Genomic DNA, 23,651 nt, shown 5'->3' on the forward strand with positions numbered 1-23,651 from the left:
CGTGCGCATCCGCCGACTCGCCGTCGAAGGCGCCTTCGAGTTCACCCCCGAAGTCCACTCGGACCGGCGTGGACTGTTCGTCTCCCCCCTCCAGGAAGAGCCGTTCCTCTCCGTTGTGGGCCGTCCGTTCCGCGTGGCACAGACCAACCACAGCAGGTCGGCCAAGGGGGTGCTGCGCGGCCTGCACTTCACCACCGCTCCGCCCGGCCAGGCCAAGTACGTCCACTGCGCCCGCGGCAGCGCCCTCGACGTTGTCGTGGACATCCGTCTCGGCTCGCCCACCTTCGGCGCGTGGGACGCCATCGCCATGGACTCCGGGACCTTTCGCGCCGCGTACTTCCCCGAGGGCGTCGGGCATGCCTTCCTCGCCCTGGAGGAGGACACGGTCATGTCGTACCTGGTGTCCACCCCTTACCGGGCGGAGCTGGAACTGGCCGTCGATCCGCTCGATCCCCGGCTCGCCCTGCCGTGGCCCGACGACCTGGAATTCATCGTCTCCGACCGCGACCTCTCCGCTCCCAGCCTGGCCGAGGCGCAGGCCAAGGGCTTGTTGCCGCGGTACGAGGACTGCGGGAGAAGGGAGTGAGCGCGGAGGCGATGCCCACCGTCGCCGTCCTAGGCGCCACGGGATGCATGGGCCGGCAGATCAGCGCCGCCTTCGCGTCCCAAGGCGGCCGCGTCCTGGCGGTGGCCCGGCGGCGGGTTCCCGAGACGCAGCCGCCCGGCGGGCTCCCGTTCCTCCCGCTCGACATCGCCGCCTGCGGCGGCCGGGAACTCGCCGCGCTCCTGGCCGCCGAACGGGTCGGAACGGTAGTCAACGCGACGCTGGGCTGGGGACGGACCGACGCGGAGATGTACCACTCCAACGTCCGCCCCGTGGAGACGATCATCGACGCGCTGCGGCGGCTGCCATGGCGCGCCCGCCTGGTCCAGTTGGGAACCATCCACGAGTACGGCCCGCTTCCCGAGGGTGTCGCGACGGACGAGGACGTCGAGCCCCGTCCCCGGTCGCCGTACGCCCGCGCGAAGGTGATCGCCTCGCGGAAGGTGCTCGACGCGGTCGACGCGGGCGATGTCGACGCCGTCGTGCTACGGCTGACCAACACCATCGGTCCGTATCCCGCGATGGAGAGCTTCCTCGGATCCCTTGCCCGCAGCATGCGCAGGGCGGACCCCGCCGAAGGGCTGGACGTGACGGTCGCACCGGCCCGTCGGGACTACGTGGACGTCAGGGACGCCGTCGACGCCGTGGTCACCGCGGCGTACGGCCCCTGCGCGGAGCCGTTGCTCAACATAGGCAGCGGCACGGCGTCCACCATCTGCACGCTGGTGCGCGCGCTGGCCGCCGCCGCCGGGCTGCCGCCGGGGTCCGTCCGGGAGCACGTGGCGGAGGTGAACAGCCGCAGCGCCGGCGCGGACTGGATCAGGGTCGACATCGGGCGGGCACGGCGGGCGCTGGGCTGGCGGCCCCGCCGTACGCTGGCCGACTCCATGGAGGCGATGTGGGACACCGTGCGCTGACGAGTGCGCCGACGCAGGCCGGCCGTCGGTCCGTTCAGTCCGCTCTGGAGAGGGGCACGTGTGCGTGCTGCGCCTCCGGATCCATGGAGAGGATCGACTGGTGCAGTCGCTGGAGTGGCGGTGAGGGTTCGAGGCCGAGCTCCTCGACGAGCGAGCCGCGCAACCGCTGATAGGCCTCCAGCGCCCGCCATGCCTTGTTCGACCGGTACAGCGCGGTCATCAGATAGGCGCAGAAATTCTCGTGCATGGGGTGCTTGGCCACCAGGACTCGCAGCTCGGGGACGATCTCTGCGTACCGCCCGAGGCAGAGATCGGCTTCGACGCGCCGCTCCAGAGCGGACATCCGCCGCTCTTCCAGCCGGAGCCTCTCCAGTTCGAGGACGCTGCCCACCCGGACGTCCACGAGGGCGGTCTCCTGCCACAGGTCCAGGCCGGCACGCAGCAGCGCGGCGGCGGTCCGGAAGTCGCCCGCCTCATGGGCGTCGCCCCCGGAGGCACACAGCCGCTCGAACTCCTGCGCATCGATGTGCCCCGCCTGAACTTCCAGCAGATAGCCGCCGTGCTGGGTGACCAGGATGTCCTTGGGCTGCCGGGCCTGTTGGTCGCCCAGAGCGGCCGCGATCTTGCGGCGCAGTTGCAGGATGTACGTCTGCAACGTCGTGGCCGCACTGCGGGGCAGGTCCTCGCCCCAGATCTCCTCCATCAGGGTCGGCACCGTCACCACTTGCCCAGGACGCAGGGCGAGCAGAGCGAGAATCTGCCGAGGTTTCGCAGCACTCGGCACCACCGAGACGCCGTCGAGCACCGCTCCGAGCCTCCCCAATAAGGTGATGTTCACAGTCCGATCTCCTAACTCGCACGCTTGCCCATGCGCGTCTCGCAGCGGTGACAGAGCTTCGTGGGCGACAGTAGGTGCCGATTAGGCCAGAGGGTGTCCGCAACGGGTGGTTGGTTGTGGCGGTCTCTTTGGGTTCTGGTCCACTTGGTGGGCTCTGTCGCTGTTCTGGGGGTGGTGACGGTCAAGGACGGGTGGGCATCACCTTGGCGTGGGGAATGTGCTTCGCCTCGCTGACCTCCTTTTTCAGGGGGCCGGAGTCGAGGTGGAAGAGGTTGTTCTTGCGGACGCTGAGGTCCGTCCCGCCGTGCGGTCCACGGTGGAGTCGGCCGCATGTCCGGGATGTGGATGGAGATCCTCGCGTGTGCACCGCCACTACCAGCGGTGTCTGGCGGACCGTCCCGTTGCTGGTCGGCGGGTACGACTGGACTTGCGGGCACGTCGTTTCGTGTGTGCCAATGGCAGCTGCGAGCGTCGAACCTTCGCTGAGCAGATCCCGGACCCGACGCATCGGTGTGCTCGCCGCACGAATGCCCTCACCGCCCAGCTCACTGACATCGCCCTGTTTCTGGGCGGACGTGCCGGCGCCAGTCTGTGCGGACGCATGACCGTTGCCACCGGCAAGGACACCCTGCTCCGCCTCCTTCGCGCACCTCGGGGTTGCGGCCTGGACTGGCCGAAACACGCGCAAGCATCCTGGCGAATTCCGCGTCGCTCCGGGACCGGATCCGACGTGTCACCCCAGCGGTTCATGTAGAACTGTGGCTCTCTCTCGCTCGTCATGGCGCAAAGATACGAGGGCGCCGCAGACCCCATGAGGCCATCACGTCGTCTGCGGGGTTCGACCTTGCCGGCACCGTGGTGCGACATCAGCGGCGCGGCAGGGTGACAACACCAGCAGCGTCGTCACCCTGGTCCACTTCCGAGACCGACACCGGAGTGTTGTCGAACGTGCTCAGCTCGCGGCGGAGCCGCTGGCTGAGGTCCCGTAGTCGGGCGATGCGCGCCTCGCGGGGGTCGGGCTGCTGGCCGGCTGGCCAGACGGCTGCCCGCCGCTTCTCGAACTCGTCCTTGAGGTGGCCCCAGGTCCGGTGGAGAGAGGCGCGGGAGATGCCCGCCTCGCGGGCGAGCGTCTTGACGTCGCAGGCGCCGCCGGGCGGGATCTGTCCGGCCAGCAGCCGGTCGATGGCCGCGCGGACGGGGCTGTCATTGCGCGTGACTGCGGGAGCCGCTTCGAAGTGACAGCGGGAGTGAGCGGCGCGGCGGCCGGAGAGGCCCGGTGGTGTCAAAGGCCCTTCAGGGCACGATCAAGCGCCGACCGGCCTGCGGGCCCCCAGTGCGGCTTGCCGCCCGGCAGGCCGCGGTCCCCGTTCTGACCCATCAGCAGCAGGAACAGCTGGAGACCCGGCAGCGACACGAGCAAGAACACGCCCTCGCAGCGTAAGCATCGAGTCTCCAACATCACGGGGAAACTCACTGATCGTCCGCAACGCTCCTTCCACCCGACTGCGCTTCCTGGCAGCGGCTCGCTGCTCAGGTGGGGAAGGACACCAGTGCGATCGGTGGGGACGTCGGTCTGGTCGAGCCCCCGGCGGGCTCCAGGGTGAGACCTATGCCGGATGCGTTGCCGACTCCGCCGCTCATCAGGACGGCGGTCACCGGGCGCGTGGTGTTCAGGAGTCCGGCCGGCCGCATGGTGCCACCGTCGTCGAACCACAGTTCGTACACCTTCCCGGCGGAGGGCTCGGTGAGTCCCGCGGTGACGAAGGCGGCCCGGTTGAGACTCCTGGACACGACGACCGTCCCGGTGGCCCCGTCCGCGAAGCGGGCGGTACGGGTCCTCGCGTCGGGTGCCGCCAGGACGGTGGCGAGGGAGTCGGCACGCTGCTCGGTGCGGCGGGCCTGTTCGGTGGCGTCCTGGGCCCGTTCGTGCTGCCAGACGGTGGTGCCGCCCAGGGCCGCGGCAACGGCCACGCAGGCGGTCAGTGCCCACCGTGACATACGGCGGGAGCGGGAGCGGGAGCGGGAACGGGGACCGGGGGAGGGGAAGGCGGCGAGCCGCGGTCCCGACTGGCGGACCGTGCCGATGGTCCGCAACACGTGCGCTCTGAGTTCGGGGCGTGGCGTGATCGACGCGGTGATGCCCAGGCGGGCGGCCGTCTCCCTCATCTCCCGTACCTCCTCGGTGCACGCCGCGCAGTTCACGAGGTGACGTTCGAAGGCGGTGGCCTCCTCCTCGCCCAGTGCGTGGAGTGCGTAGGCCCCGGTCAGGGTGTGCAGGTCGGCGGTCTTCATGCGCTCACTCCTAGGCAGTCCCGAAGCCTGATGAGGCCGTCGCGCAGTCTGGTCTTGACGGTGCCCAGCGGAAGGGCCAGGAGTTCGGCCACCTCGCGGTAGGTCAGCCCGCGGTAGTAGGCCAGGGTGACCGACTGACGCTGGAGGTCGGTGAGGGTGCGCAGACAGCGCTTGACCTGCTCGCGTTCGAAGCGGGCCTCGACCTGTTCGGTGACCTCGTCGTACTCGGGGGTGTGGTCCAGCAGCGCGGCCTTGTGCTCCCGGGCGACCGAGGCCTCCACGGAGCGCACCCGGTCCACGGCCCGCCGGTGGGCGAGGGTGAGGATCCAGTTGATGGCCGAACCGCGGTCCGGCCGGTAGCGGGCGGCGGTGCGCCACACCTCCACCAGGACGTCCTGGGCGACTTCCTCGGACTGCGCGTGATTGCGCAGCACGCTGCGGGCGATACCCAGGACCGGTGAGACCGTGGCGTCGTAGACGACGGCGAAGGCCTCCTGATCGCCGCCCGCGACCTCGGCCAGGAGTTTCTCCAGGTCGGGTCGGGCCGACGGATGCCGTCCGATGTGCACCGGCTCTTTCACCACGCCACGCTCCAGGTCAGAAGGACATGCCTTGTACCGGTAGTCCGAAGCTATCGGGCATTCGGCTTGCCGCGTTCGACGGTTCGTGTGGAGGGCGTCGCGCTGCGCGAACGGCGCGCGCGGCGTGGCAGGGGTTCATCCGGGGCCGGCTGGTCCGGCCACCACCGCTGCGGGTGGGGCCGGACCGGTCCGCCGGTCAGCTCCTGGGCATCAGGACGGTGTCGACGATGTACACGTTGGCATTGGCGGTCTTGACGTTACCGCAGACGACCTTGGCGGAGTCGTTGACGGTGTAGGACTCGCCGGAGCCCGAGACGCTCAGCTCCGACTTCTCCAGCGTCGGGTAGGAGCTGTCCTCCAGGTCGGCGGGCGTGAGCTTCTGGCCCACCACGTGGTAGGTGAGGATCTTCGTCAGCTGGGCCTTGTCGGCGAGGACCTTGTCCAGGTCGGCCTTGGGGATCTTCGCGAAGGCGTCGTTGGTCGGCGCGAACACGGTGACGTCCTGGGCGTTGTTGAGGGTGTCGACCAGGCCTGCCTTCTTCACCGCGGTCACCAGCGTGGACAGGGCCGGGTTGTTGGAGGCGGCGGTGGCCACCGGGTCCTTGGCCATGCCGTCGAAGGAGCCGGCGCCGTCCTGGGGCACCGTGGAACAGGCGGGGCCGAACGGCTCGTCCATGGACGCCGTGCCGCCGGAGCCTGTGGTGGCGTTGTCGCTCGCGGGGGAGGATGCCTTGTCGGAGGTGGAGGAGGAGGTGTCCTTGCCGTCGTCCGAACAGGCGGTCAGGGCGATGGGCAGGACGGCGGCGGCGGTGATCGCGACGGCGACACGGCGCATACGAGTATTCATGATTTTTCTCCTGACGGAATGTGATGCATGGTCAAAAAAAGGGGGCGCACGTCTTGAGGGGGAGCTGGGCGCGGGAGGAGGTGTGGTCAGTCGACGGTGACCACCACCGAGTGCCGTCCGCTGGCCCCGTCGGGGACGGTGCGGGTGCGCCGTTCGGTCTGGATCCGGCCGGTGCGGTCGGTGGCCCGCACGGTCAGGGTGTGTCCGCCCCGGATCGCCTTCCAGGGGAAGGACCACTGGCGCCAGGTGTCCCGGGTGTCCTCGGCCGCCAGGTCGGCCTGCTGCCAGGGGCCGTCGTCGACACGGACCTCGACCTTGTCGATGCCGCGGTGCTGGGCCCAGGCGACGCCGGCGACCATGACGGTGCCGGCCGTGGGGCGGGCGAACGGCTTGGGGGTGTCGATCCGTGACTGGGTCTTGACGGGCGCCTTGCGGGCCCACTTCCGCTTCACCCAGTAGGGGTCGTAGGAGTCGAACGTGGTGAGTTCGATGTCCTCGATCCACTTGCACGCCGACACGTAGCCGTACAGACCGGGCACCAGCATGCGGACCGGGAAGCCGTGCTCGAAGGGCAGCGGCTCGCCGTTCATACCGACCGCGAGCAACGCGTCACGTCCGTCCATGACGTCCTCGACGGGGCTCCCGATCGTCATGCCGTCGACCGAACGCGCCACCAGCTGATCCGCCGGCCCGCCCTCGGAGGGCGGCTCCACTCCGCATTCGGCCAGGAGATCGGCGAGCCGTACGCCGATCCAGTGGGCGTTTCCCACGTACGGCCCGCCGACCTCGTTCGAGACGCACGTCAGGGTGATGTGCCGCTCGATCAGTTCCCGGCGCAGCAGGTCGTCGAAGGTGACGGTCATCGGGCGGGTCACGCCCTTGCCGTGGATCCGCAGCCGCCAGGCGGTGGCGTCGACCTTCGGGACGACCAGCGCGGTGTCCACCCGGTAGAAGTCCTTGTTCGGCGTCACGAACGAACTGACGCCGGGGACGCGCAGCTGCGCCCTTTTCGGCACCGGGGCGGCGGCCGATGCCGGAGCGGGCAGCACCACCGTGCTGCGTGAGGCCGCGGCGTCCCGGCCCCGGGAGCTGGTGAGCACCCTCCCGAGGGTTCCTGCCGCTGTGGAGGCCGCCGCGGCGGCGGTGGCCGCGACGACGAACCCGCGCCGGTCCCAGCCCGCTTCCCTCGTCACAGCGGCCGGGCCGTCCGGCCCGGTGGCTGCGGGGGCGACCCCGCGCGACTGGGTATCCGGCGCGGGCGTGTGTGCGGCCTTGCCGGGGCCGAGCCGTCCCGTCAGCACGTACAGCACACCGGCCCCGGCGATCACGCCGACCGCGGAGGGCAGGGCGTCCGTCCAGCTCGTCGAGTCGGGACGGCTCGTCGCGGCCCACGCGCCTACCACTCCGAACAGCAGCACGCCCGTGGCCCCGGCCCTACGCCGGTCCGCGGCCAGCACTCCCAGGAGCAGGGCGAGAGCGGCGAGGGTCGCCAGGATGCCGAGCTGGAGGACGAGTTTGTCGTCGGTACCGAAGTGGCGAATCGCGTAGTCCTTGACCGCAGCCGGCGTGCGGTCGACGGCTGCGGACCCCACCGCGACCACCGGCCCCGCCTGCGGCCGTACTGCCGCGGCCACCAGCTCCGCGACCGCCAGTGCCGCGCAGGCCGCCAGGAGACCGCTGACGGCCCCGAGTGGACGACGACGCCAGGCGGGCCGGGCCCCCGGCAGTTTCTCTTCTTCGCTCACACGGGGAATCCGGAACAGACCGGCTCGCGGATTGCCCGCTCGTCCCGTCGAAGAAATATGGGTTTCGGACCAAACATTTCGCCGTGCAGCTTCGTATCAACCACGTCATCCGTGGGCCGGAATCCCAGTTTGTTGTCATCGAAGGACAACCTGTATTTCTGAAATTCGCCTGCGGAAAAACGGGTGCGTCAGGCACTCGGGCAGTACGGCACGGAGACGAACGGCCGGCCGCCCAAGCACGGCCCGGCCCCGCCGTCACCTGGGGCCCGCCCATCACCACCGGGCCGAGATGACCGTCCGCTTCGCCAGCTGGGACCAGTTCACCGGCGCTGCTGGCCGGTCCACCACGGCCTGGACACCTGTCCTGCCCGGCCCTGTCCTGCCCGGCCCTGCCCTGCCCCAAAGCCCATCACGCCCCGACGCGCCGTCAGACAGTCACGCACCCAACAACGTGACAGTGCCCACGCCGATCGTCGCTCCCAGAAGGCCAGCACCTGTTCGTCGGTGACTGCAACCCGTGGGGCGTGCGGGAAGAGCCCTCGCCCTTCCCGCACGTTGATCGCCACGTGCCGGGCTTTTGTCGACGGCCGGGTAGTCACGCGACGTTCCGCAGTTCTGGCTGCTCGGGAACGATGAAGCGCCGCAGGTGGTCAGCGGCCTTCTGCAACCCGACCCTGGTCCTGTCCGGTGTGCCGCCCCATACGGGATCCTCGTGCTCCACGGCGACGGCACCGTTGTAATCAGCCTTGTAAAGCCTGTCGACGAGGCAGTTCCAGTCGAGCTGGTTGCCGAGCCCTGGAATGCGGTACTGCCACCAGCCCACGTCCGTCGGCGATGTGCGTCCCACCGTCTTGCCGAAGACGCCGTAACGGGTGCGCAACCGTTGGTTGATCTCGATGTCTTTCGCCTGGAAGTGCGCGACCATGCCGCGCTCCAAGGCATGGTCCAGGGCATCGATGGGGTCGATGCCCAGCCATGGCAGGTGGGACGGGTCGTAGGTGAGCAGAAAGCCGGAGCGGTGGCCACCGAGGTCGAACATCCAGTCCCACAGTTCAGGGGAATAGGCGAGGTTTCCGGGATAACCGTCGGGGTGCCACCCCTCCATCGGGCAGTTCTCTGCGAGCAGGCGAACGCCGCGTTTGGCTGCGTACTCCAACAGTGGCGGAAGGACGCGCTCGGCCAGTTCGATGTTGTCGTCCACCGAGCGTGTGATGTCGCGGCCGATGAACGTGCCAACGTAAGGGACACCCAGGGTTGCCGCGGCGTCGATGCAGGCCCGCAGGTGCTGGTGGATGCGGTCCCGTTCCTTGCTGTCACCGTGCAAATTGTTGTCGCAGTAGGTCACTGCGGAGATGGTGAGGCCGTGCCGCTCCATCAGTTTCCGGACGCGTTCGGCGTCATCGCCGGAGAAGTTGGCAACATCGAGGTGTGCGGCGTGGTGGATGTGTGTGCCACCGGTCGGCCAGGCCGCCACCTCCAGGGCTTCATACCCTTCGGTGCGGGCGGCCCAGGATGCGACTTCGTCGAGGGACAGCCAGGGCAGGCATGCGGTGAGAAGTCCGAGTTTCACTGGACCTCCGTCGATCCGGTGAGCATGGCGAGCCACCGCTGGGTGTCGCGGGTGCAGGGGTGGCCGGGCCCGTGCCTTCCCGTCTGCGCTCGCACGATGTGCCGGAGTTCGCGGAGGATCATGCGGTGCGCGAGGCCGCTGCGGCGAGGAAGCGTAAGCGAACGGGCGATAGCAAGGTACTTGCGGGTCTCCAGTGTGTCCGGATGGCGGGTCCCCAGGACCCGCTTGCGGTCGGCCAGCAGCGGCCGGAGGACCGTGCAGGCCCGTGGCCCATCCCCGGACAGCACGAACATCTTTCCCTGGGAGTGCCGGGCGTCGAGGGTGTCGGCATGGTCGGGCCCCAGCTCGCGCGACCGGAAATCGATGACCATGTCGTAGCCGTCCTCTGCCTCATGCCGATGGCCCTGGCAGAAAATTGTCCAGGAGTGCATGCATCGGATGTGCAGCCGCAGTGAGGCGGCGCTGTGCGGCACTTGCGCCGCGAGGGAGCGGAATTCCGTCTCGGCCGACTGAAAGCGGCCCTCGCCCACCAGGGCCCAGCCCAGCAGGCGGCGCGTCTGGAACGTCTCGGGGGTGCCGGGGCCGAAAAGCCGGACTTCGCCCGCGCTGAGCTCACGCAGCAGCGCCTCGGCTCGCTGGAATCGGCCGAGCTGGAGCAGCACATGCGCATAGACACGGCGTACGCCGAGGACGGCCGGATGGTCGGGGTTCAGGCTCTCGGCCAACGGACGGGCGGCCTCAGCAAGGCCCTGGGCTGTTACCTCATCCCGGTCATCGATGCACGCCTCGCACGCAGACACAACAACAGTGAGGAGCCGTACCGCGGCATCGTGGTCGAACGCGTCGGCCGGACGCTGGAGCAGTGAGTGCAGCCGTGCCGTCAGCACCCCGAACTCCCTGCGGCGAGCCGCGGGCAGAGCGCGGATGTCCTCGAAACCCTCCAAGGAGGGAGGAGTGATCGCAGTCAGCGCTTCGGCCATGTGCACACCACCGCGCCTCAGCCACAAGGACAGGGCGTGACCGGTGGCCTTGATCAGCCGAGTGACCGGTCCCGTCTGCTCGCTGCTCAGGATGTAATGAACGTCTGGCAACCACGTCTCTTCGTAAATGTCGGTACGCAGCTCCGCCGGTAATTTGCGAGCGGCCATCCGGAGGATCAAGAACGGCAGTCGGAAGAGACGAGCACGGATCTCCTGGCTGAGCAGGTCGCACACGACGAGGTATGCGACCGCCCCCAAGAGGGCAACAACGACACCGATCACGACGGCGGCTGCGTTCACAGAGCCCCTCCCTCCGGACGCAGAATGCCCTGGACTCCCTCAGCAGGCGGGCGTAGTTGTTCACTGAGCGCGGCCAGTTCGAACCGAGCCGTCTGAATCCCGTCGGGACTGAGCCGGTACATACGACGGGGAGGGCGGCCGGCCACGGACGGGTCGATGTCCTCCTGTTCCTTGATCAGCCAACCGGCCGCCTGCAGCCGGGCCACGATCGGGTACAGCTTCCCGCTGGGAAAGCCGGTCACTTGCATGAGTTCGTAGCCGTAGCGGGGCTGCGCGGTGTCTTCGAGGAAGACCCGCAGCACCTTTGCCACGGCGACAGTCATTCGCACAGAGGCCATAGTAAGAGTTTTACATAGGGGTCGGGGTGATCGCCAGAGCAACTTCCTTCTGCGGCAGTTCAGGGAGCCTGGCGCCGTAGGTCTGCTGCCCGGCCTGTACGGTTTTCGGCTGGCGAACGGTCGCTGATGTCGGCCGGTGCGCGGAGGGCCGGCACGGTGGCTGTGGTGAGGTTCAAACGGGCGCCCAGGTCGGGGTCCACCTCCCCCGTACGGCTGTACGGGGGACCAGAACGGCGAGGTCGGACCGCGCCGGCCGGCCGGGGTGAGGGGGTTCCTCCGTGGAGGAGTGCGCGGCCTCGGAGTTCGGAAACTGAAGGGATTCCCAGCGATGACCCGAGGGTGGGGTGCCCGGATTCCCCGCTCCTCGCGTGCCTCGGGAAAAGCGGAAAGGACTTGCGGGCGAGCGTGCGGTTGGTGGAACGCCGGCGCCGGGCCTGGCGCGAGGGCGTGATGGGGCCCTGCGCCCGACAGGTCCGGCGAACTCCCTGTGACGGGCGCGACGACGAGGTCGGGTCGGGTCAGGTCAGGTCAGCCGCAGTGGCGTTGAGGAGCGGCCCGGCCGGGAGCACCACCAGCAGGTGCGTGCACGTGGAACCCGTCGGGTGTGAACGGGCGCACGGGCGGAACCACGCTTTCTAGTAATGACATTCATTATCGATTACCGTACCGGTCGAGTGTCGCGCGCCCTGGTGCGAAGGTCTCCCGACTGTTCGACGTCTGTCCCGCCCTGCGCGGTCGGCCGTCGTGCCCGGTGTGCGTCCGCTCGTGACGAACTGTCCGGCACCGGATTTCAGGAGCAGCGATGAGTGACCCCTATGAGCGTTCCGCGGAGTACCTCGACCTCATGATCGACGAGGCGTGGGGGCCGCTGGCCCCGGCGCTGGCGGATGTCCTGTCGACTATCCGCGCCGACGCCGGCGTCGTGGTGGACCTCGGAGCCGGATCCGGCCGGGGTGTGCGTGTCATCTGCGACGCGCTGCCGCAGGCGCGGGTCCTCGCGGTCGAACCGTCCGCGGCCATGCGCGCCGTCCTGCTCGCCCGGGTCCATGAGGACGGCGACCTGCGCAAGCGTGTCACGGTGATTCCCGGTGACTGCGCGAGCGCCGAGTGGCCCGATGGCGTGCGTGCGGTGGTCGCACTGAATGTGATCGGTCACCTGCCGCCCGGGGAGCGGCGTGCGCTGTGGGGCCGTGCCGCCCGCCAGCTCGCCCCGGGCGGGATGCTGGTGTTCAACGTCGCCCCACCGTTCGCTCCGGTGCGGGTGGAGCGTGTGCGGATGGCCCAGGCCGTCGTCGGCGAGCTGCGTTACGAAGGCTGGGCGAGTGCGCGTCCCACGGGCGCCGACGAGATCACGTGGCGCATGGACTACAGCGTTCTGCGCGGAGGGGAGCCGTTGGCCGGGACCTCGGTCGAATACCGGTGGTGGGTCGCCTCGGAGGACGCGCTGGCGGCCGAGGCCGCAGAGGCGGGGCTGAGGTTTCGCAGTGCGGGTGGTCCAGGACTGGGGCTGTGGGTCGCGGAACGCGCACAGGAAGATCAACTCACTAGTTGATCTGATAATCATTTTCATCTAGGTTCATCTGTGTCCCGCTTCCCCTGCCCGGGGGAGGGGAAGCGCCTTCCTGCCTGCCGCCACCACGGAGACCGGATGAACCAGCCTGTGCCGAGTGAAGACACCCTTGCCCGCGTCGTCGACTGCGTAGCCGACGTCCTCGGCACACCACCGCAGAAGGACGCGTTGACGACTCCGCTCGCGTCCCTGGGACTCGAATCCTTCACCGCGGTCCGGCTGAGGCGGCGGATCCGTGAACGAACGGGCCAGGACCTGCCGTTGACCGCCTTCCTCGGTGACGGCGCGACGGTCCGCGCGGTGGCGGACCTCCTGCTCGCCGCACAAGTGCCCCAGGACTCCGCGTGTCCCGGGTCCGCCGCCCCGGACGCACACGCGGGGACGGGAGGCGGCGCCGCGGAGGTCGTGGACGACACCGCGGAGCCGGAGGGCGCCGCCTTCCCCCTGACCCCCATTCAGGCCTCGTACCTCGCAGGACGGGCCGAGGGCATGCCATTGGGCGGGGTCGCCACGTACTACTACCACGAGTACGACCGCACGCCCGGCGACACGGACCCGCTCGTGGACGTGGACCGGCTGGAGGCAGCCTGGAACCGGCTGGTCGAACACCACCCGATGCTGCGCATGACGGTGGACCACCGGGGCCGCCAGCGCATCGCCGCTGCTCCCGGCCCCTACCGGATCGGCCGCACCGACCTGCGCCACGAGCCTGCGGAGCGGGTGGAGGAAACCCTGACGGCCCGACGCCGGGAGCGGTCCCACCGGAATCGTCCCACCGACTCCTGGCCGTTGTTCGACATCCACGCCACGCTGCTGTCCGACGGCCGGACCCGGCTGCACGTCGGGGTCGACGTGCTGCTGACCGACCTGGCCGGCTGGATGCTCCTGATGCGCCAGTGGGGCCTGCTCGTCGAGGACCCCGACCGCCGGCTTCCCGAGCCGTCGGCCCGGTTCGCCGACCTCCAGCGTGCCCGGTCCGCGGACCCCGAGTGGGCGGCCCGACGCGCACGCGACCGCGCCTACTGGGCCGAGCGCGCCCCCGAACTGCCGCCGGCACCGCGGTTGCCCGTGCTGCGCGACCCCGTCGACACCACCCCGCCGCGCTTCGTCCGCTCCACCGCCGAACTCGATGCCGGGACCTGGTCGGAACTGCGTGCCCGATGTACGGAGCACGCTGTCACCCCGACCGCCGCCCTGCTCGCGGCCTTCGCCGTCGTACTCGGCCGGTGGGGCGCCGGAGAGCGGATATGCCTCAACACCACCTTGTTCGACCGTCCGGAGGACGGGAGCGGGGCGAAGGACGTGGTGGGTGACTTCACCACCACCGCCCTGGTCGGCACCCCCCGGTTCCGTCCGGCCGACTGGAAGGGTTTCGCCGACTACGCCACCGCGGTCAACCACCGCTTCTGGGAGGACCTGGACCACCGGTCCGTCTCCGGCGTCGAAGTGCTCCGGGAACTGCGGGCCCGTGCCCCGCAGTCGCAGCCCGTGGGAGTTCCCAGCCACCCGGTGGTCTTCACCAGCGGGGTGGGTCTCGCGGGCGACGGGGCATCCCCCGCCGCCTGGCTCGGCCAGGAGGTGTACGGCATCTCCCAGACCCCCCAGGTCCTGCTCGACCACATCGTGTGGGACGAGGGAGGACGGCTCCGCCTGGCCTGGGACGCCGTCGAGGGAGCTTTCCCCGACGGCTGGACACCGGCCCTGCTCGGCGCCTACGTACGCCTGCTCCGCACCCTGACGGAACCCGGCGCCTGGCGTGATCCGGCTCTGGGCTGGGACCCCTCCTTCCACCCCGAGGAACCACTGGACGTCAGCCCCTTCGGGACCGCGGGCCCTTTGCTGCACGATCCGCTCGTCGACGCGGCCCGGCGGCATCCGCGCCGGCCCGCCCTGCTCACCACCTCCTCCGCCGTCACCCACACCCGTCTCGCGGACAACGCCGCCGCCACCGCGGCCCTGCTGGCCGCGCACGGAGTGGGCCCCGGTGAAATGGTCGCCGTCGCCTGTGAAAAAGGCTCTGCACAGATCACCGCCGTGCTGGGCGTCAGCCTGAGCGGGGCGGGTTACCTGCCGGTCGAGACCTCCTGGCCGGACGCGCGCATCGCCGCCGTCTGCCGACGGGCGGGCGTGCGGCACGCATTGACCGGGCGAGGGGTGAAGACGGACTGGCCCGAGGGGGTCACCGTGCATCGCCTCACCGCTGCGGGCCGGCCCGCCCGCAGCGCCGTGGCAGGCGCCCGGTCCGCGCCGTCGTCCACGGGCCCGCGCCCCGAGGCCCCGCGCCCGGACGACATCGCCTACACCATCTTCACCTCGGGCTCCACCGGCAGCCCCAAGGGCGTGGAGATCGAGCACCGGGCCGCGCGCACCACCATCGACGACATCGTCGACCGGTTCGCCATCGGCCCCGACGACCGGGTGCTGGCGCTGTCGGCCCTCAGCTTCGACCTGTCCGTGTTCGACATCTACGGCGTCCTCGGCGCCGGCGGTTCCCTGGTGCTGCCCGACCCCGCCCGGCAACGCGATCCGCAGCACTGGCTCGAACAGGCCGGACGGCACGGCGTCACCGTGTGGAACACCGCCCCCGCCCTGCTGGAAATGCTCGTCGAATACGCGGAGATGGAGCCGGACGAAGCCACCGAGGCGTTGCACACCCTGCGCCTGGTGATGCTCTCGGGCGACTGGATCCCCCTGACCCTGCCCGACCGCCTGCGCCGCCTCGCACCGCAGGCGAAGGTGATGAGCCTGGGCGGCGCCACCGAGGCGTCCATCTGGTCCATCACCCACCCGGTCGAGCACACCGACCCGCGCTGGCGCAGCATCCCCTACGGCAGGGCGCTGCGCGGACAGAGCTTCTTCGTCCTCGACGAGAACGCCTCGCCCTGCCCGGTCGGCGAGGCGGGTGAGCTGCACATCGGCGGCGACGGACTGGCCCGCGGCTACACCGGCGACCCGCTCCAGACCGCCGACAGGTTCGCCGTCCACCCCGTACTGGGGCGCCGGCTGTACCGCACCGGAGACCTCGGCCGGTGGACCGCGGACGGCACCATCGAGTTCCTCGGGCGCGTCGACCGGCAGGTGAAGATCCGCGGGCACCGCATCGAACTGGGCGAGGTGGAAGCGGTACTCGCCCGCCATCCGGCGGTCCGCCAGTGCGTGGTGTCGTCCGTACGGGGACCCGACGGGCGGCCCCGGCTGGTCGCGCACCTCTCGCCCCGCGGAACGAGCGAACCGCCCACGGCGCAGCAGCTGGCAGAGGCCTTGCGGGAGCGGCTGCCCGACTACATGGTGCCCAGCCGGTTCGTGATCCTGGACCAGCTGCCGGTGACCGCCAACGGCAAGATCGACCACGCGGCGCTCACCGCCGTCCCGGCCGGAACCAGGCCGGCGGACACCGCTACCGCCGACGGGTCAGGCCCGGCCATCACCGAACGGGCGGAGTCCGCCGACGGTCCGGGGGCAGGTGCGGCGCGGTCCGCCACCGGGTCTGGCCCGGCCACCGCCGCCGGGGCCGAGAGATGGGTCACCGCCGCGCTGGCCGAGGCTGCCGCCCTGGGACTGGAGGCCGCCCTCGTGGTCCGTCCCGGACGACTGCGCCCGGACCAGGCGCTGGAGGCTTCCGCCCACTGGCTGCGGCACGTGGCGCGGACCGCCGACGGCACAACCGCCGAACCACGTCTGGCCGTCGGGGGACTCGCAGAGGTGGCCTGGCACCCCCACGGAATCGACTCCACAGCCACAGCTTCGCCCGCCGCCCCGGCCGTCACGCACTCGCCGGGGGCCACGGACGCCTCGGCGACAGGGTCCGGCGCACCGTCCCCGGACCGGCACGACACCGAATCCCGTACGGCACCCCGGCGCCGCGGGGCAGGCCCGGCCGCCTCCGTCGATCCGGCCGTACTGAAGACGCTCATCGGCGTCCTGGCCGACTTCACGGACGTGCCGGTGACACCGGACAGCACCTTCGGTGAGCTGGGGGCGACCTCCCTCACCCTGGTCCTCACCCACCGCAGGCTCCGCGAGAGCGTGGCCCCCCGCCTGATGCTCGCAGACATGTTCGAGCACCCCACCGTCGCCGCTCTGGCCGCCCGCATCACCGCCCAGAGCGCCCCGGACCCCGCTGCCGCCGACCGCGCTTCCCCGCCCGAAACCCCGCCCGCGACCCCGCACACCGCACGGCCCACGCGCAGAATTTCCCGCGTCGCCGCGCGTGCCCTGGCCGAGGAGAACATGCGATGACCGGATCGACCTCCTTTCCCGGACGCCTGCCGGACACTCCCCGGCCCGATGGCCTGGACGGCGCCGACGATCTGATCGCGGTCACGGCGCTGGACTGTCGGTTCCCGGGTGCGCCCGACACTGCGGCGTACTGGGACCTGCTCGTGGACGGCCGCAGCGGACTGACCCGGCACAGCGAACGGGAACTGGCCGAACGCGGTCTGCCCGCGCGCCTGCTGGCCAACCCGGCCCACGTACCCGTCAGCGGGATCATCGACGAACAGGACCGGTTCGACCCCGAGCCGTTCGGCCTGGCCGACGCCGAAGCGGCCCTGATGGACCCCCAGCAGAGACTCTTCCTCGAAGCGTGTCTGCGTGCCCTGGAGAGCGCGGGGCACGGCGGCGGCGCCGGAGCGGGTGCCGTCGGTGTCTTCGCCGGCGCCGCCCACAGCGACTACCTCGCCCGTAACCTGGCCGACCGGTACGGGGCCTCCGCCACCGACCCCGTCGGCAGCCTGCAGGCGGCCCTGGCCGGAGTGGCCGACTACCTGCCCCTGCACGTCGCGCACCGCCTCGCCCTCACCGGACCCGCCGTCGCGGTCGGCACGGCCTGCTCGACCTCCCTGGTCGCCGTCCACCTGGCGGCGCAGTCCCTGCTGGCGGGGGAGTGCGACACCGCGCTGGCCGGCGGGTCCTCCCTCATCGTTCCGCAGGGCCGGGGCTACCTCCACGTCCCCGACGGCATCTTCTCCGCCGACGGCCGCGTGCGGACCTTCTCCGCCGAGGGCACCGGCATCGTGCACACCCAGGGCGTCGGCGTGGCCGTACTGCGCCGACTGCGCGACGCCCTCGCCGACGGCGACCCGGTCCTGGCCGTCCTCCACGGTTCGGCGATGAACAACGACGGCGGGGACCGCACCGGGTTCACGGCTCCCTCACCGCGCGGACAGGCCCGTGTGGTCACCGAGGCGCTCGGCGTCGCCGGGCTCACGCCGAGGGACATCAGCTACGTCGAGGCCCACGGCACCGCCACCCGCCTCGGCGACGTCGTCGAGGTTGCCGCGCTGCGCCGGGTCTTCGGCGACACCGGTCCGGCCTGGTGCGCCCTGGGATCGGTCAAGAGCAACATCGGACACGCCAACTCGGCCGCCGGCATCGCCGGTTTCGCCAAGACGGTGCTCGCCCTGCACCACGGTGTGCTGCCGCCCACCCTGGACGCACTGCCCCTGAACCCCGACCTCCAGCTGGACGGCTCACCCTTCACCGTCGTGCACGAGCCCACCGACTGGACCGGCCCCCGGTACGCGGGCGTCAGCTCCTTCGGCATCGGCGGCACCAACTGCCACGTCGTCCTGGGCAGCGCCCCCGTCCGGCCCGGACCCCCCGCCGACCCACGTCCGCAACTCGCGCTGCTGAGCGCGCACCGCGACGACGCACTCGCCCGCCTCACCGAGGCCACCGCGACCGCCCTGCACACCACGGCGGCCGATGCCGCCGATGCCGCCCACACCCTGCACACCGGCCGCACGACGCTGCCGTACCGTGCCGCCGCGGTGATCACCGGACAGCGGGAGGCCGACAGCCGGGCCCTGCGCACCGCCTCCCGGCGCCGTCCGGGTCCCACCCCGCCCCGAATCGTGCTGGCCTTCCCCGGCGGCGGAGCGCAGTACGCGGGAATGGGCCGCGAACTGTGCGCAGAAGAGGACGAGTTCGCCCGCACCGTGCGCGAGTGCGCCGACCTGTTCGACGACGGCACCGGCATCGGCCTCACCGGCCTGATCACGGCCGAACCGTCCGACGAGCGGGCACGACGGCTGCTGCGCGACCCCGCGCACGGCCTGCCGGCCCTCTTCGCCGTCTCCCTGGCCGCAGCGCGCACCCTGCGCTCCTGGGGTGTGGAACCGGACGCCGTGGTCGGTCACAGCCTCGGTGAGTACGTGGCCGCCGTCCTGGCCGGAGCCCTGTCCCTGCCCGACGCGGCCACGTTGGTGACGGTCCGCTCGCACGGCATGTCCCGGGCGGCCGGCGGCGGGGCGATGCTGACCGTCCCGCTGACCGAGCGGCAGGCCGGCGTCCTGCTCACCGAGCATCCGGAACTGGACCTGGCCGCCGTCAACGGCCCGCGGTCCTGCGTCGTCTCCGGACCCGAGCGGGCGGTTTCCGCGCTCGAACTCGCCCTGACGGCACGGGGCGAACGCACCGTACGGCTCTCCCTCGACGCGGCCGCCCACTCCCGCCTGGTCGACCCGGTCCTGCCGGAACTGCGGGCGGCCGCCGAAACCGTCCGGCCGGCTGTCCCCGGCATCCCCCTCGCCACCACCCTCACCGGGAAACTGCTGGACACCGCCCCCGGCGCCGACCACTGGGTGGCGCACCTGCGTTCCACCGTGCGCTTCTCCGACGCCCTGGCCACCGCACTGGGCGAGGGGCCGGCCATCCTGGTACAGGCCGGCCCGGGCAGCGCTCTGCTCCAACTGGCCCGCCGGCAGTCCGATCGTCCGCCCCTGGCCACCCTGGCCACCTTCCCCGACCGCGAAGAACCCCATGGAGGACGGGCCGCGCTGCTCGCAGCCGCCGGAGAGCTGTGGACCCATGGGGTCGACCTGGACGCGGCGGCCCTGCACCGCCCGGGACGTCGCCGGATCACCCTGCCCGGCCTGCCCCTGACCCGTCGCAGACTCTGGATCGATCCGCCCGCCGCGGGCCCGTCGACCGCTGCACCGGTCGCGACGGCAGCCGACCACGGTCACCGCGCCGGGCAGAGCGCCCCGGACGAGTCCGAACCCTTCCAACTGCCGGTCTGGCGGCGCACACCTCCTCTTGAGGCGGACCGATCGGCGCTGCGGGGCCGCTGGCTCGTGGACGGCCCGCCGGGCTCGCAGCCGGCCGAGCGGGTGCGCGCCGCGCTCGCCGCCGCCGGGGCCCACACCGGCACCGTCGACGACGCGGCCCAGGACCCGGACACCCCGTACGACGGCATCGTCGTGATCGGCCCGCACGACGACAGCGCCGGGGTTCCCGCCGACGGAACCGACCCGGCCGTGACCGTCGCCGCGTCGGTCCTGCGCTACGCGGCGGTGGCGCGCGTCACCGCCCCCTGGGCGCACCGCACCTGTCTGCTGCACCTCAGCCACGACGCCCAGCAGGTGGAGAGTGCCGACCGGCCCGCGGCCCACGCCGCCGCCGCTCTCGCCGTCCCCCGCGTCCTCGCCCAGGAGTTCCCCGGCCTGCGCTGGCGCTCCCTGGACCTGCCGGCCGGACCGCAGGCCACCGCCGAGGTGGAGGCCGTGCTCGCGGAGGCCGCCGACCTGGTGTCCGGCGGACCGAGCGGCACCGAGTGCGCCGTCCGCGGCGGACACCGCTGGACGCGCGGCGTCACACCCTGGCGGCCCTCCGACCCCGCCCCGGAGGAACCCGCCGGCACCGACGGCGGGACGGGCACGGCGGTGGTGCTCGGCGGCCTCGGGGACGTGGGTCTGGCCCTGGCCGGACACCTGGCCCGCTCCGGGCGGCGGGTCGTGGTGACCGGACGCACCGGACTGCACCCGGCCCCCGCCCCCGGCGGCGACGAGGCAGAACGGGCCGAGACCGTACGTCTCCTGCGGGCGTCCGGTGCCGACATCGAAGTCCGTGCCGCGGACGCCGCGGACGCCGCCGCCACGACGGCGCTGCTGCGCGAACTGACCGACCGGGACGGCCCGCTGGACCTGGTCGTGCACGCCGCCGGCGTGGTCGCCTCCGCCGCCGTCTCCCCCCTGCGGGCCACCGGGGAGCAGGCCGTGCGCGCCCACGCACACGCCAAGATCACCGCGGCCCTCGCCCTGCGTACCGCCGTGCACGCCCTTCCGCCAGGGCGCCGCCCCGCCACCGTGCTGCTGATGTCCTCGGCCACGGCGTTCGTCGGCGGCCTGGGCCTCGCACCGTACGCGGCGGTCAACCGCTACCTGGACGCGTTCGCCGAACACGAGCAGGCCGCCGCCCCGAACTCGCCCCGCTGGATCAGCGTGGCCTGGGACGGCTGGCGTGTGGGCCCCGGTGGGCGCGAACGCACCGTGGCGTCCCGGCACTCGATCGGTCTCGCCGACGGAATGCGCACCGTGGACCGGCTGCTGGCGCTCGCGGCCCGGGGCCGCGCGCCGGCCTCCGTCGCCGTCTCGCCGGCCGACCTGGCACCCCGCACCGCGGGCACGCCCACCGTCGTACCCGCCTCCGCCACGCCCGCCTCCGCCGTACCTCCGTCAAGCGCGCCCGCGGGAGGGTCGCGGGACGGCACGGGGCTCGCCGGTGACGCGGAGACGCTGCTGGCCGAGGTCTGGTCGGATCTGCTGGGCTTCCCCGTCACCGACCGCGACGCCGACTTCTTCGCACTCGGCGGGCACTCCCTGCTGGCCACCCGGATGCTCGCCAGGCTGCGCGACGACCTCGGCGCCGACCTGCGCCTGCAGGACCTGCTCGCCCGGCCGACGGTCGCGGCGCTGGCCCCGATGCTGCCCGGCGGACAGCCGCGGCGCCCCTCCTCCGGGCCGCAGGACACGGTGGACGCGGCTTCGCGAGCCGGCGACGGACCGCGGGAGTTCCCCCTCACCCGGGTGCAGCACGCCTACTGGATCGGTGGGTCGGGGGGCTACCGGCTCGGCGACGTCCCGTGCTCCTTCCATCTCGAGTACGACTGCCCCGGCCTGGACACCGACCGCTACGAATCCGCGTGGAACGCGGTGATCGCCCGTCACCCCATGCTGCGCGCGGTCGTCTCGCCCGAAGGACGCAACCGGGTGCTCGACAAGGTGCCCCGCTACCGGATCCGGGTCCAGGACCTGACGAAGGACGACGACACGGAACGCGCCCGGAAACTGGAACGCGTCCGCGAACGCATGGTCCGCCGCGAACCCCGCCCGGGCCGCTGGCCCCTGGTCGACATCCGGGCCGCCCGGCTGCCCGACGACGTCGTCCGCCTGTTCGTCAACGTGGACGTGCTGGTGTGCGACACCGCCAGCTACCTGCTCTGGGACCGTGAACTGCGCACCCTCTACCGCGATCCCGACGCACCGCTCCCGCGGCTGGAGACCACCTTCGCCGACTGCGTGGCCGCACTCGAACGCCGCGCCGAGGGCCCCGGACACGCACGTGCGGCCGCCTACTGGCGCGCCCGGCTGGACGGCCTGCCCGGCGCCCCCGCGCTGCCCGTCCAGGACCGCGGCCCGGGGGAGCGGCCCCGTTTCGCACGCCGTACCGCCCGCCTGGAGCCGGACCGCTGGGACGCCCTGAAGGCCGAGGCCGCCCGGCGCGGGCTGACCCCCACGGCCGTCCTGCTGGCGGCCTACGGCGAAGCACTCGCCCGGTGGTCGGGCCAGGACCGGTTCTCCGTCACCCTGACCCTCTTCGACCGGCCGGCGCACCTGCCCGGGGCGGACGCCGTGGTCGGTGACTTCACCTCGCTGATGCTGCACGAGGTGGACCGCTCGGACACCCGCCGCTTCGCCGACGCCGCCGTACGGGCCCAGCGCACCCTCTTCGAGGATCTGGACCACCGGGAGTTCTCCGCGCTCGACCTGCTGGCCGAGAAGTCCTCGCGCACCGGCCGCTCCGAGTCCGTGCCCGTGGTCTTCACCAGCGCCCTCGGCCTGTCCGGACCGCTCGGCGGCGGACACGACCTGGACTGGGCGGGCACACCGGTGTACGGGGTGAGCAGTACCCCGCAGACCTGGCTGGACCACCAGGTGATCGAGCAGCGCGGGGCGCTCCTGCTCCAGTGGGACGTGCTGGAGGACGCGCTGCCCGCCGACGGGGTGGACGCCGCCTTCGCCGCCTACACCGAGCGGGTGCGCCGGCTGGCCGACGCGCCCTGGGCGTGGGACCTCGACGAGCCCCGCCCCGCACCCGCCGCCCCGGTCCGGACGCCGGAACCCGAACAGCCGGCACCCGCCGGCATCACCCGGACCGCCGCCCCGGCCGGTGGGAACCCGACCCCCGACGCCGACGCGGCCATGCTGCTGCACCACGGCAACGGCGACCGTCCCCTGTTCCTGATGCACCCCTCCGGCGGGGACGTGCTGTGCTACGGCGAACTCGCGCGGCTCCTGACCGACGGCCGGCCCGTGGTGGCCCTCACCGACCCCGCCCTGACCGGCGGCACCGGGCCGCGGACCATCGCCGAGATGACCGACCGCTATCTCGCCGCGCTGCGCGCCCACCAGCCGCACGGCCCCTACCTGCTGGGCGGCTGGTCGATGGGCGGCACGGTCGCCCACCAGATGGCCGTGGAGCTCGAACGCCGCGGTGAGCGGACCGACCTCCTCGTCATGATCGACTCCAACACCCCCGACCGCATCCGAGCGCTGGGCGGAGCCGACCGTGTCCAGGACACCACGTACGCGGCCGTCCGCTACCTGCGCTCACTGGAGGCGTTCCTCGACCTCGACCTGGACCTCGGCACGGACGCGGACACGATCCGCGAGGCCCCGACCCCGGCGGCGGTACGCCGGGCGGTCACCGAACGCCTGCGGTCGGCCGGGCTGCTCGGCCCGCGCGACACCGCGGACACCAGACTGGAGGTCTTCGAGCGCCACCTGCGGGCGCTGGCGGAGCACCGGGCCGGACACCTCACCGATCCGGCCACCCGCCTGCTGCTCATCGCCGCGACCCGCCGCTCACCGCACAACGCGGGCGTCGGCATGGGCGTCGACGACGCCGGGGACCTGCCCGCGCTGGGGTGGCTGCCGCACGTCGGCGGCCCCGTCGACGCCCACACCGTCGAAGGCCACCACTACTCCCTGCTGCACGACCCCGCCGTCCGGCGCACCGCCGCTCTCATCGACCGCGCCCTCGCGGCCGTGCGCGCCGAGCGGTGAGCC

At 71.9% G+C, this 23,651-nt stretch carries 15 protein-coding genes and 2 pseudogenes; 7 read left to right on the forward strand and 10 right to left on the reverse strand.

Going from position 1 to position 23,651, the window contains the following annotated elements; all coding sequences use genetic code 11:
* The first annotated feature begins 1 nt into the window (after nucleotide 1).
* Together KM933_RS10370 and KM933_RS10375 are read left to right on the forward strand one after the other, a co-directional pair.
* Nucleotides 2-586, forward strand: a complete 585-nt coding sequence (locus KM933_RS10370; protein ID WP_221350497.1) for a dTDP-4-dehydrorhamnose 3,5-epimerase family protein — start codon at nucleotides 2-4, stop codon at nucleotides 584-586.
* Nucleotides 583-1,521, forward strand: coding sequence for an NAD-dependent epimerase/dehydratase family protein (locus tag KM933_RS10375; RefSeq protein ID WP_221350499.1), 939 nt, complete (start codon nucleotides 583-585; stop codon nucleotides 1,519-1,521). The genes KM933_RS10370 and KM933_RS10375 overlap by 4 nt, the downstream gene beginning before the upstream one ends.
* A gap of 34 nt (nucleotides 1,522-1,555) precedes the next feature.
* Here the strand turns inward: KM933_RS10375 and KM933_RS10380 are convergent, their stop codons facing one another.
* Entirely contained in the window at nucleotides 1,556-2,359 is an 804-nt protein-coding gene (locus KM933_RS10380; protein ID WP_221350501.1) for an AfsR/SARP family transcriptional regulator, read from the reverse strand.
* A 316-nt stretch (nucleotides 2,360-2,675) separates the two neighbouring features.
* Here KM933_RS10380 and KM933_RS40580 point away from each other — a divergent pair, with 316 nt between their 5' ends.
* On the forward strand, nucleotides 2,676-3,113 hold the full coding sequence (locus KM933_RS40580) for a transposase family protein (RefSeq protein WP_430727298.1): 438 nt from the start codon (nucleotides 2,676-2,678) through the stop codon (nucleotides 3,111-3,113).
* Nucleotides 3,114-3,225: 112 nt separating this feature from the next.
* Here the strand turns inward: KM933_RS40580 and KM933_RS10390 are convergent, their stop codons facing one another.
* The 6 genes and pseudogenes from KM933_RS10390 to KM933_RS10415 all read right to left on the reverse strand — a co-directional run bounded on the left by KM933_RS10390 (nucleotide 3,226) and on the right by KM933_RS10415 (nucleotide 7,824).
* On the reverse strand, nucleotides 3,226-3,645 hold the full coding sequence (locus tag KM933_RS10390) for a hypothetical protein (RefSeq protein WP_221350505.1): 420 nt from the start codon (nucleotides 3,643-3,645) through the stop codon (nucleotides 3,226-3,228).
* A pseudogene (locus KM933_RS10395) lies at nucleotides 3,642-3,752 on the reverse strand (aminoglycoside phosphotransferase); the annotation flags it as partial. The gene KM933_RS10390 and the pseudogene KM933_RS10395, both read right to left, overlap by 4 nt.
* Before the next feature lie 137 nt (nucleotides 3,753-3,889).
* A complete protein-coding gene (locus KM933_RS10400; RefSeq protein WP_221350507.1) occupies nucleotides 3,890-4,651 on the reverse strand; it encodes an anti-sigma factor in 762 nt (253 codons plus the stop codon).
* Nucleotides 4,648-5,232 carry a sigma-70 family RNA polymerase sigma factor gene (locus KM933_RS10405; RefSeq protein ID WP_221350610.1) on the reverse strand — a complete coding sequence of 195 codons (585 nt, stop codon included), beginning with the start codon at nucleotides 5,230-5,232 and terminating at the stop codon, nucleotides 4,648-4,650. The genes KM933_RS10400 and KM933_RS10405 overlap by 4 nt, the downstream gene beginning before the upstream one ends.
* A 196-nt stretch (nucleotides 5,233-5,428) precedes the next feature.
* Entirely contained in the window at nucleotides 5,429-6,079 is a 651-nt protein-coding gene (locus KM933_RS10410) for a fasciclin domain-containing protein (RefSeq protein ID WP_221350509.1), read from the reverse strand.
* A gap of 86 nt (nucleotides 6,080-6,165) precedes the next feature.
* Nucleotides 6,166-7,824, reverse strand: coding sequence for a molybdopterin-dependent oxidoreductase (locus KM933_RS10415; protein ID WP_221350510.1), 1,659 nt, complete (start codon nucleotides 7,822-7,824; stop codon nucleotides 6,166-6,168).
* 244 nt (nucleotides 7,825-8,068) lie between these two features.
* Between KM933_RS10415 and KM933_RS39180 the strand changes: the two are divergent.
* Nucleotides 8,069-8,176, forward strand: a pseudogene (locus tag KM933_RS39180) (IS6 family transposase); the annotation flags it as partial.
* Between the two features lie 243 nt (nucleotides 8,177-8,419).
* On the opposite strand, the gene KM933_RS10420 reads toward KM933_RS39180, so the two are convergent.
* The 3 genes from KM933_RS10420 to KM933_RS10430 are packed head-to-tail and all read right to left on the reverse strand — an operon-like array spanning nucleotide 8,420 to nucleotide 10,997.
* Entirely contained in the window at nucleotides 8,420-9,394 is a 975-nt protein-coding gene (locus KM933_RS10420) for a sugar phosphate isomerase/epimerase family protein (protein WP_221350512.1), read from the reverse strand.
* Nucleotides 9,391-10,674, reverse strand: a complete 1,284-nt coding sequence (locus KM933_RS10425; protein WP_221350514.1) for a tetratricopeptide repeat protein — start codon at nucleotides 10,672-10,674, stop codon at nucleotides 9,391-9,393. The genes KM933_RS10420 and KM933_RS10425 overlap by 4 nt, the downstream gene beginning before the upstream one ends.
* Nucleotides 10,671-10,997, reverse strand: coding sequence for a PadR family transcriptional regulator (locus KM933_RS10430; protein WP_260333327.1), 327 nt, complete (start codon nucleotides 10,995-10,997; stop codon nucleotides 10,671-10,673). Before KM933_RS10430 ends, KM933_RS10425 begins: the two co-directional genes overlap by 4 nt.
* Before the next feature lie 817 nt (nucleotides 10,998-11,814).
* On the opposite strand from KM933_RS10430, the gene KM933_RS10435 reads away from it, so the two are divergent.
* The 3 genes from KM933_RS10435 (at nucleotide 11,815) to KM933_RS10445 (ending at nucleotide 23,648) form a co-directional block, all read left to right on the forward strand.
* Nucleotides 11,815-12,564: a class I SAM-dependent methyltransferase gene (locus KM933_RS10435; protein WP_221350518.1), complete on the forward strand. Its 750-nt coding sequence runs from the start codon at nucleotides 11,815-11,817 to the stop codon at nucleotides 12,562-12,564.
* Between the two features lie 96 nt (nucleotides 12,565-12,660).
* Nucleotides 12,661-16,821: a non-ribosomal peptide synthetase gene (locus KM933_RS10440; protein WP_221350520.1), complete on the forward strand. Its 4,161-nt coding sequence runs from the start codon at nucleotides 12,661-12,663 to the stop codon at nucleotides 16,819-16,821.
* Nucleotides 16,818-23,648 carry a type I polyketide synthase gene (locus tag KM933_RS10445; RefSeq protein ID WP_221350522.1) on the forward strand — a complete coding sequence of 2,277 codons (6,831 nt, stop codon included), beginning with the start codon at nucleotides 16,818-16,820 and terminating at the stop codon, nucleotides 23,646-23,648. Before KM933_RS10440 ends, KM933_RS10445 begins: the two co-directional genes overlap by 4 nt.
* Nucleotides 23,649-23,651 lie beyond the last annotated feature (3 nt).

The organism is Streptomyces beigongshangae (assembly GCF_019710745.1).
GTDB lineage: Bacteria > Actinomycetota > Actinomycetes > Streptomycetales > Streptomycetaceae > Streptomyces > Streptomyces beigongshangae.

Coding starts and splice junctions, on each gene's coding strand:
- KM933_RS10400 (WP_221350507.1), bottom strand. CDS start 4,651: ATGAAGACCGCCGACCTGCACACCCTGACCGGGGCCTACGCACTCCAC.
- KM933_RS10410 (WP_221350509.1), bottom strand. CDS start 6,079: ATGAATACTCGTATGCGCCGTGTCGCCGTCGCGATCACCGCCGCCGCC.
- KM933_RS10430 (WP_260333327.1), bottom strand. CDS start 10,997: ATGACTGTCGCCGTGGCAAAGGTGCTGCGGGTCTTCCTCGAAGACACC.
- KM933_RS10435 (WP_221350518.1), top strand. CDS start 11,815: ATGAGTGACCCCTATGAGCGTTCCGCGGAGTACCTCGACCTCATGATC.
- KM933_RS10440 (WP_221350520.1), top strand. CDS start 12,661: ATGAACCAGCCTGTGCCGAGTGAAGACACCCTTGCCCGCGTCGTCGAC.
- KM933_RS10445 (WP_221350522.1), top strand. CDS start 16,818: ATGACCGGATCGACCTCCTTTCCCGGACGCCTGCCGGACACTCCCCGG.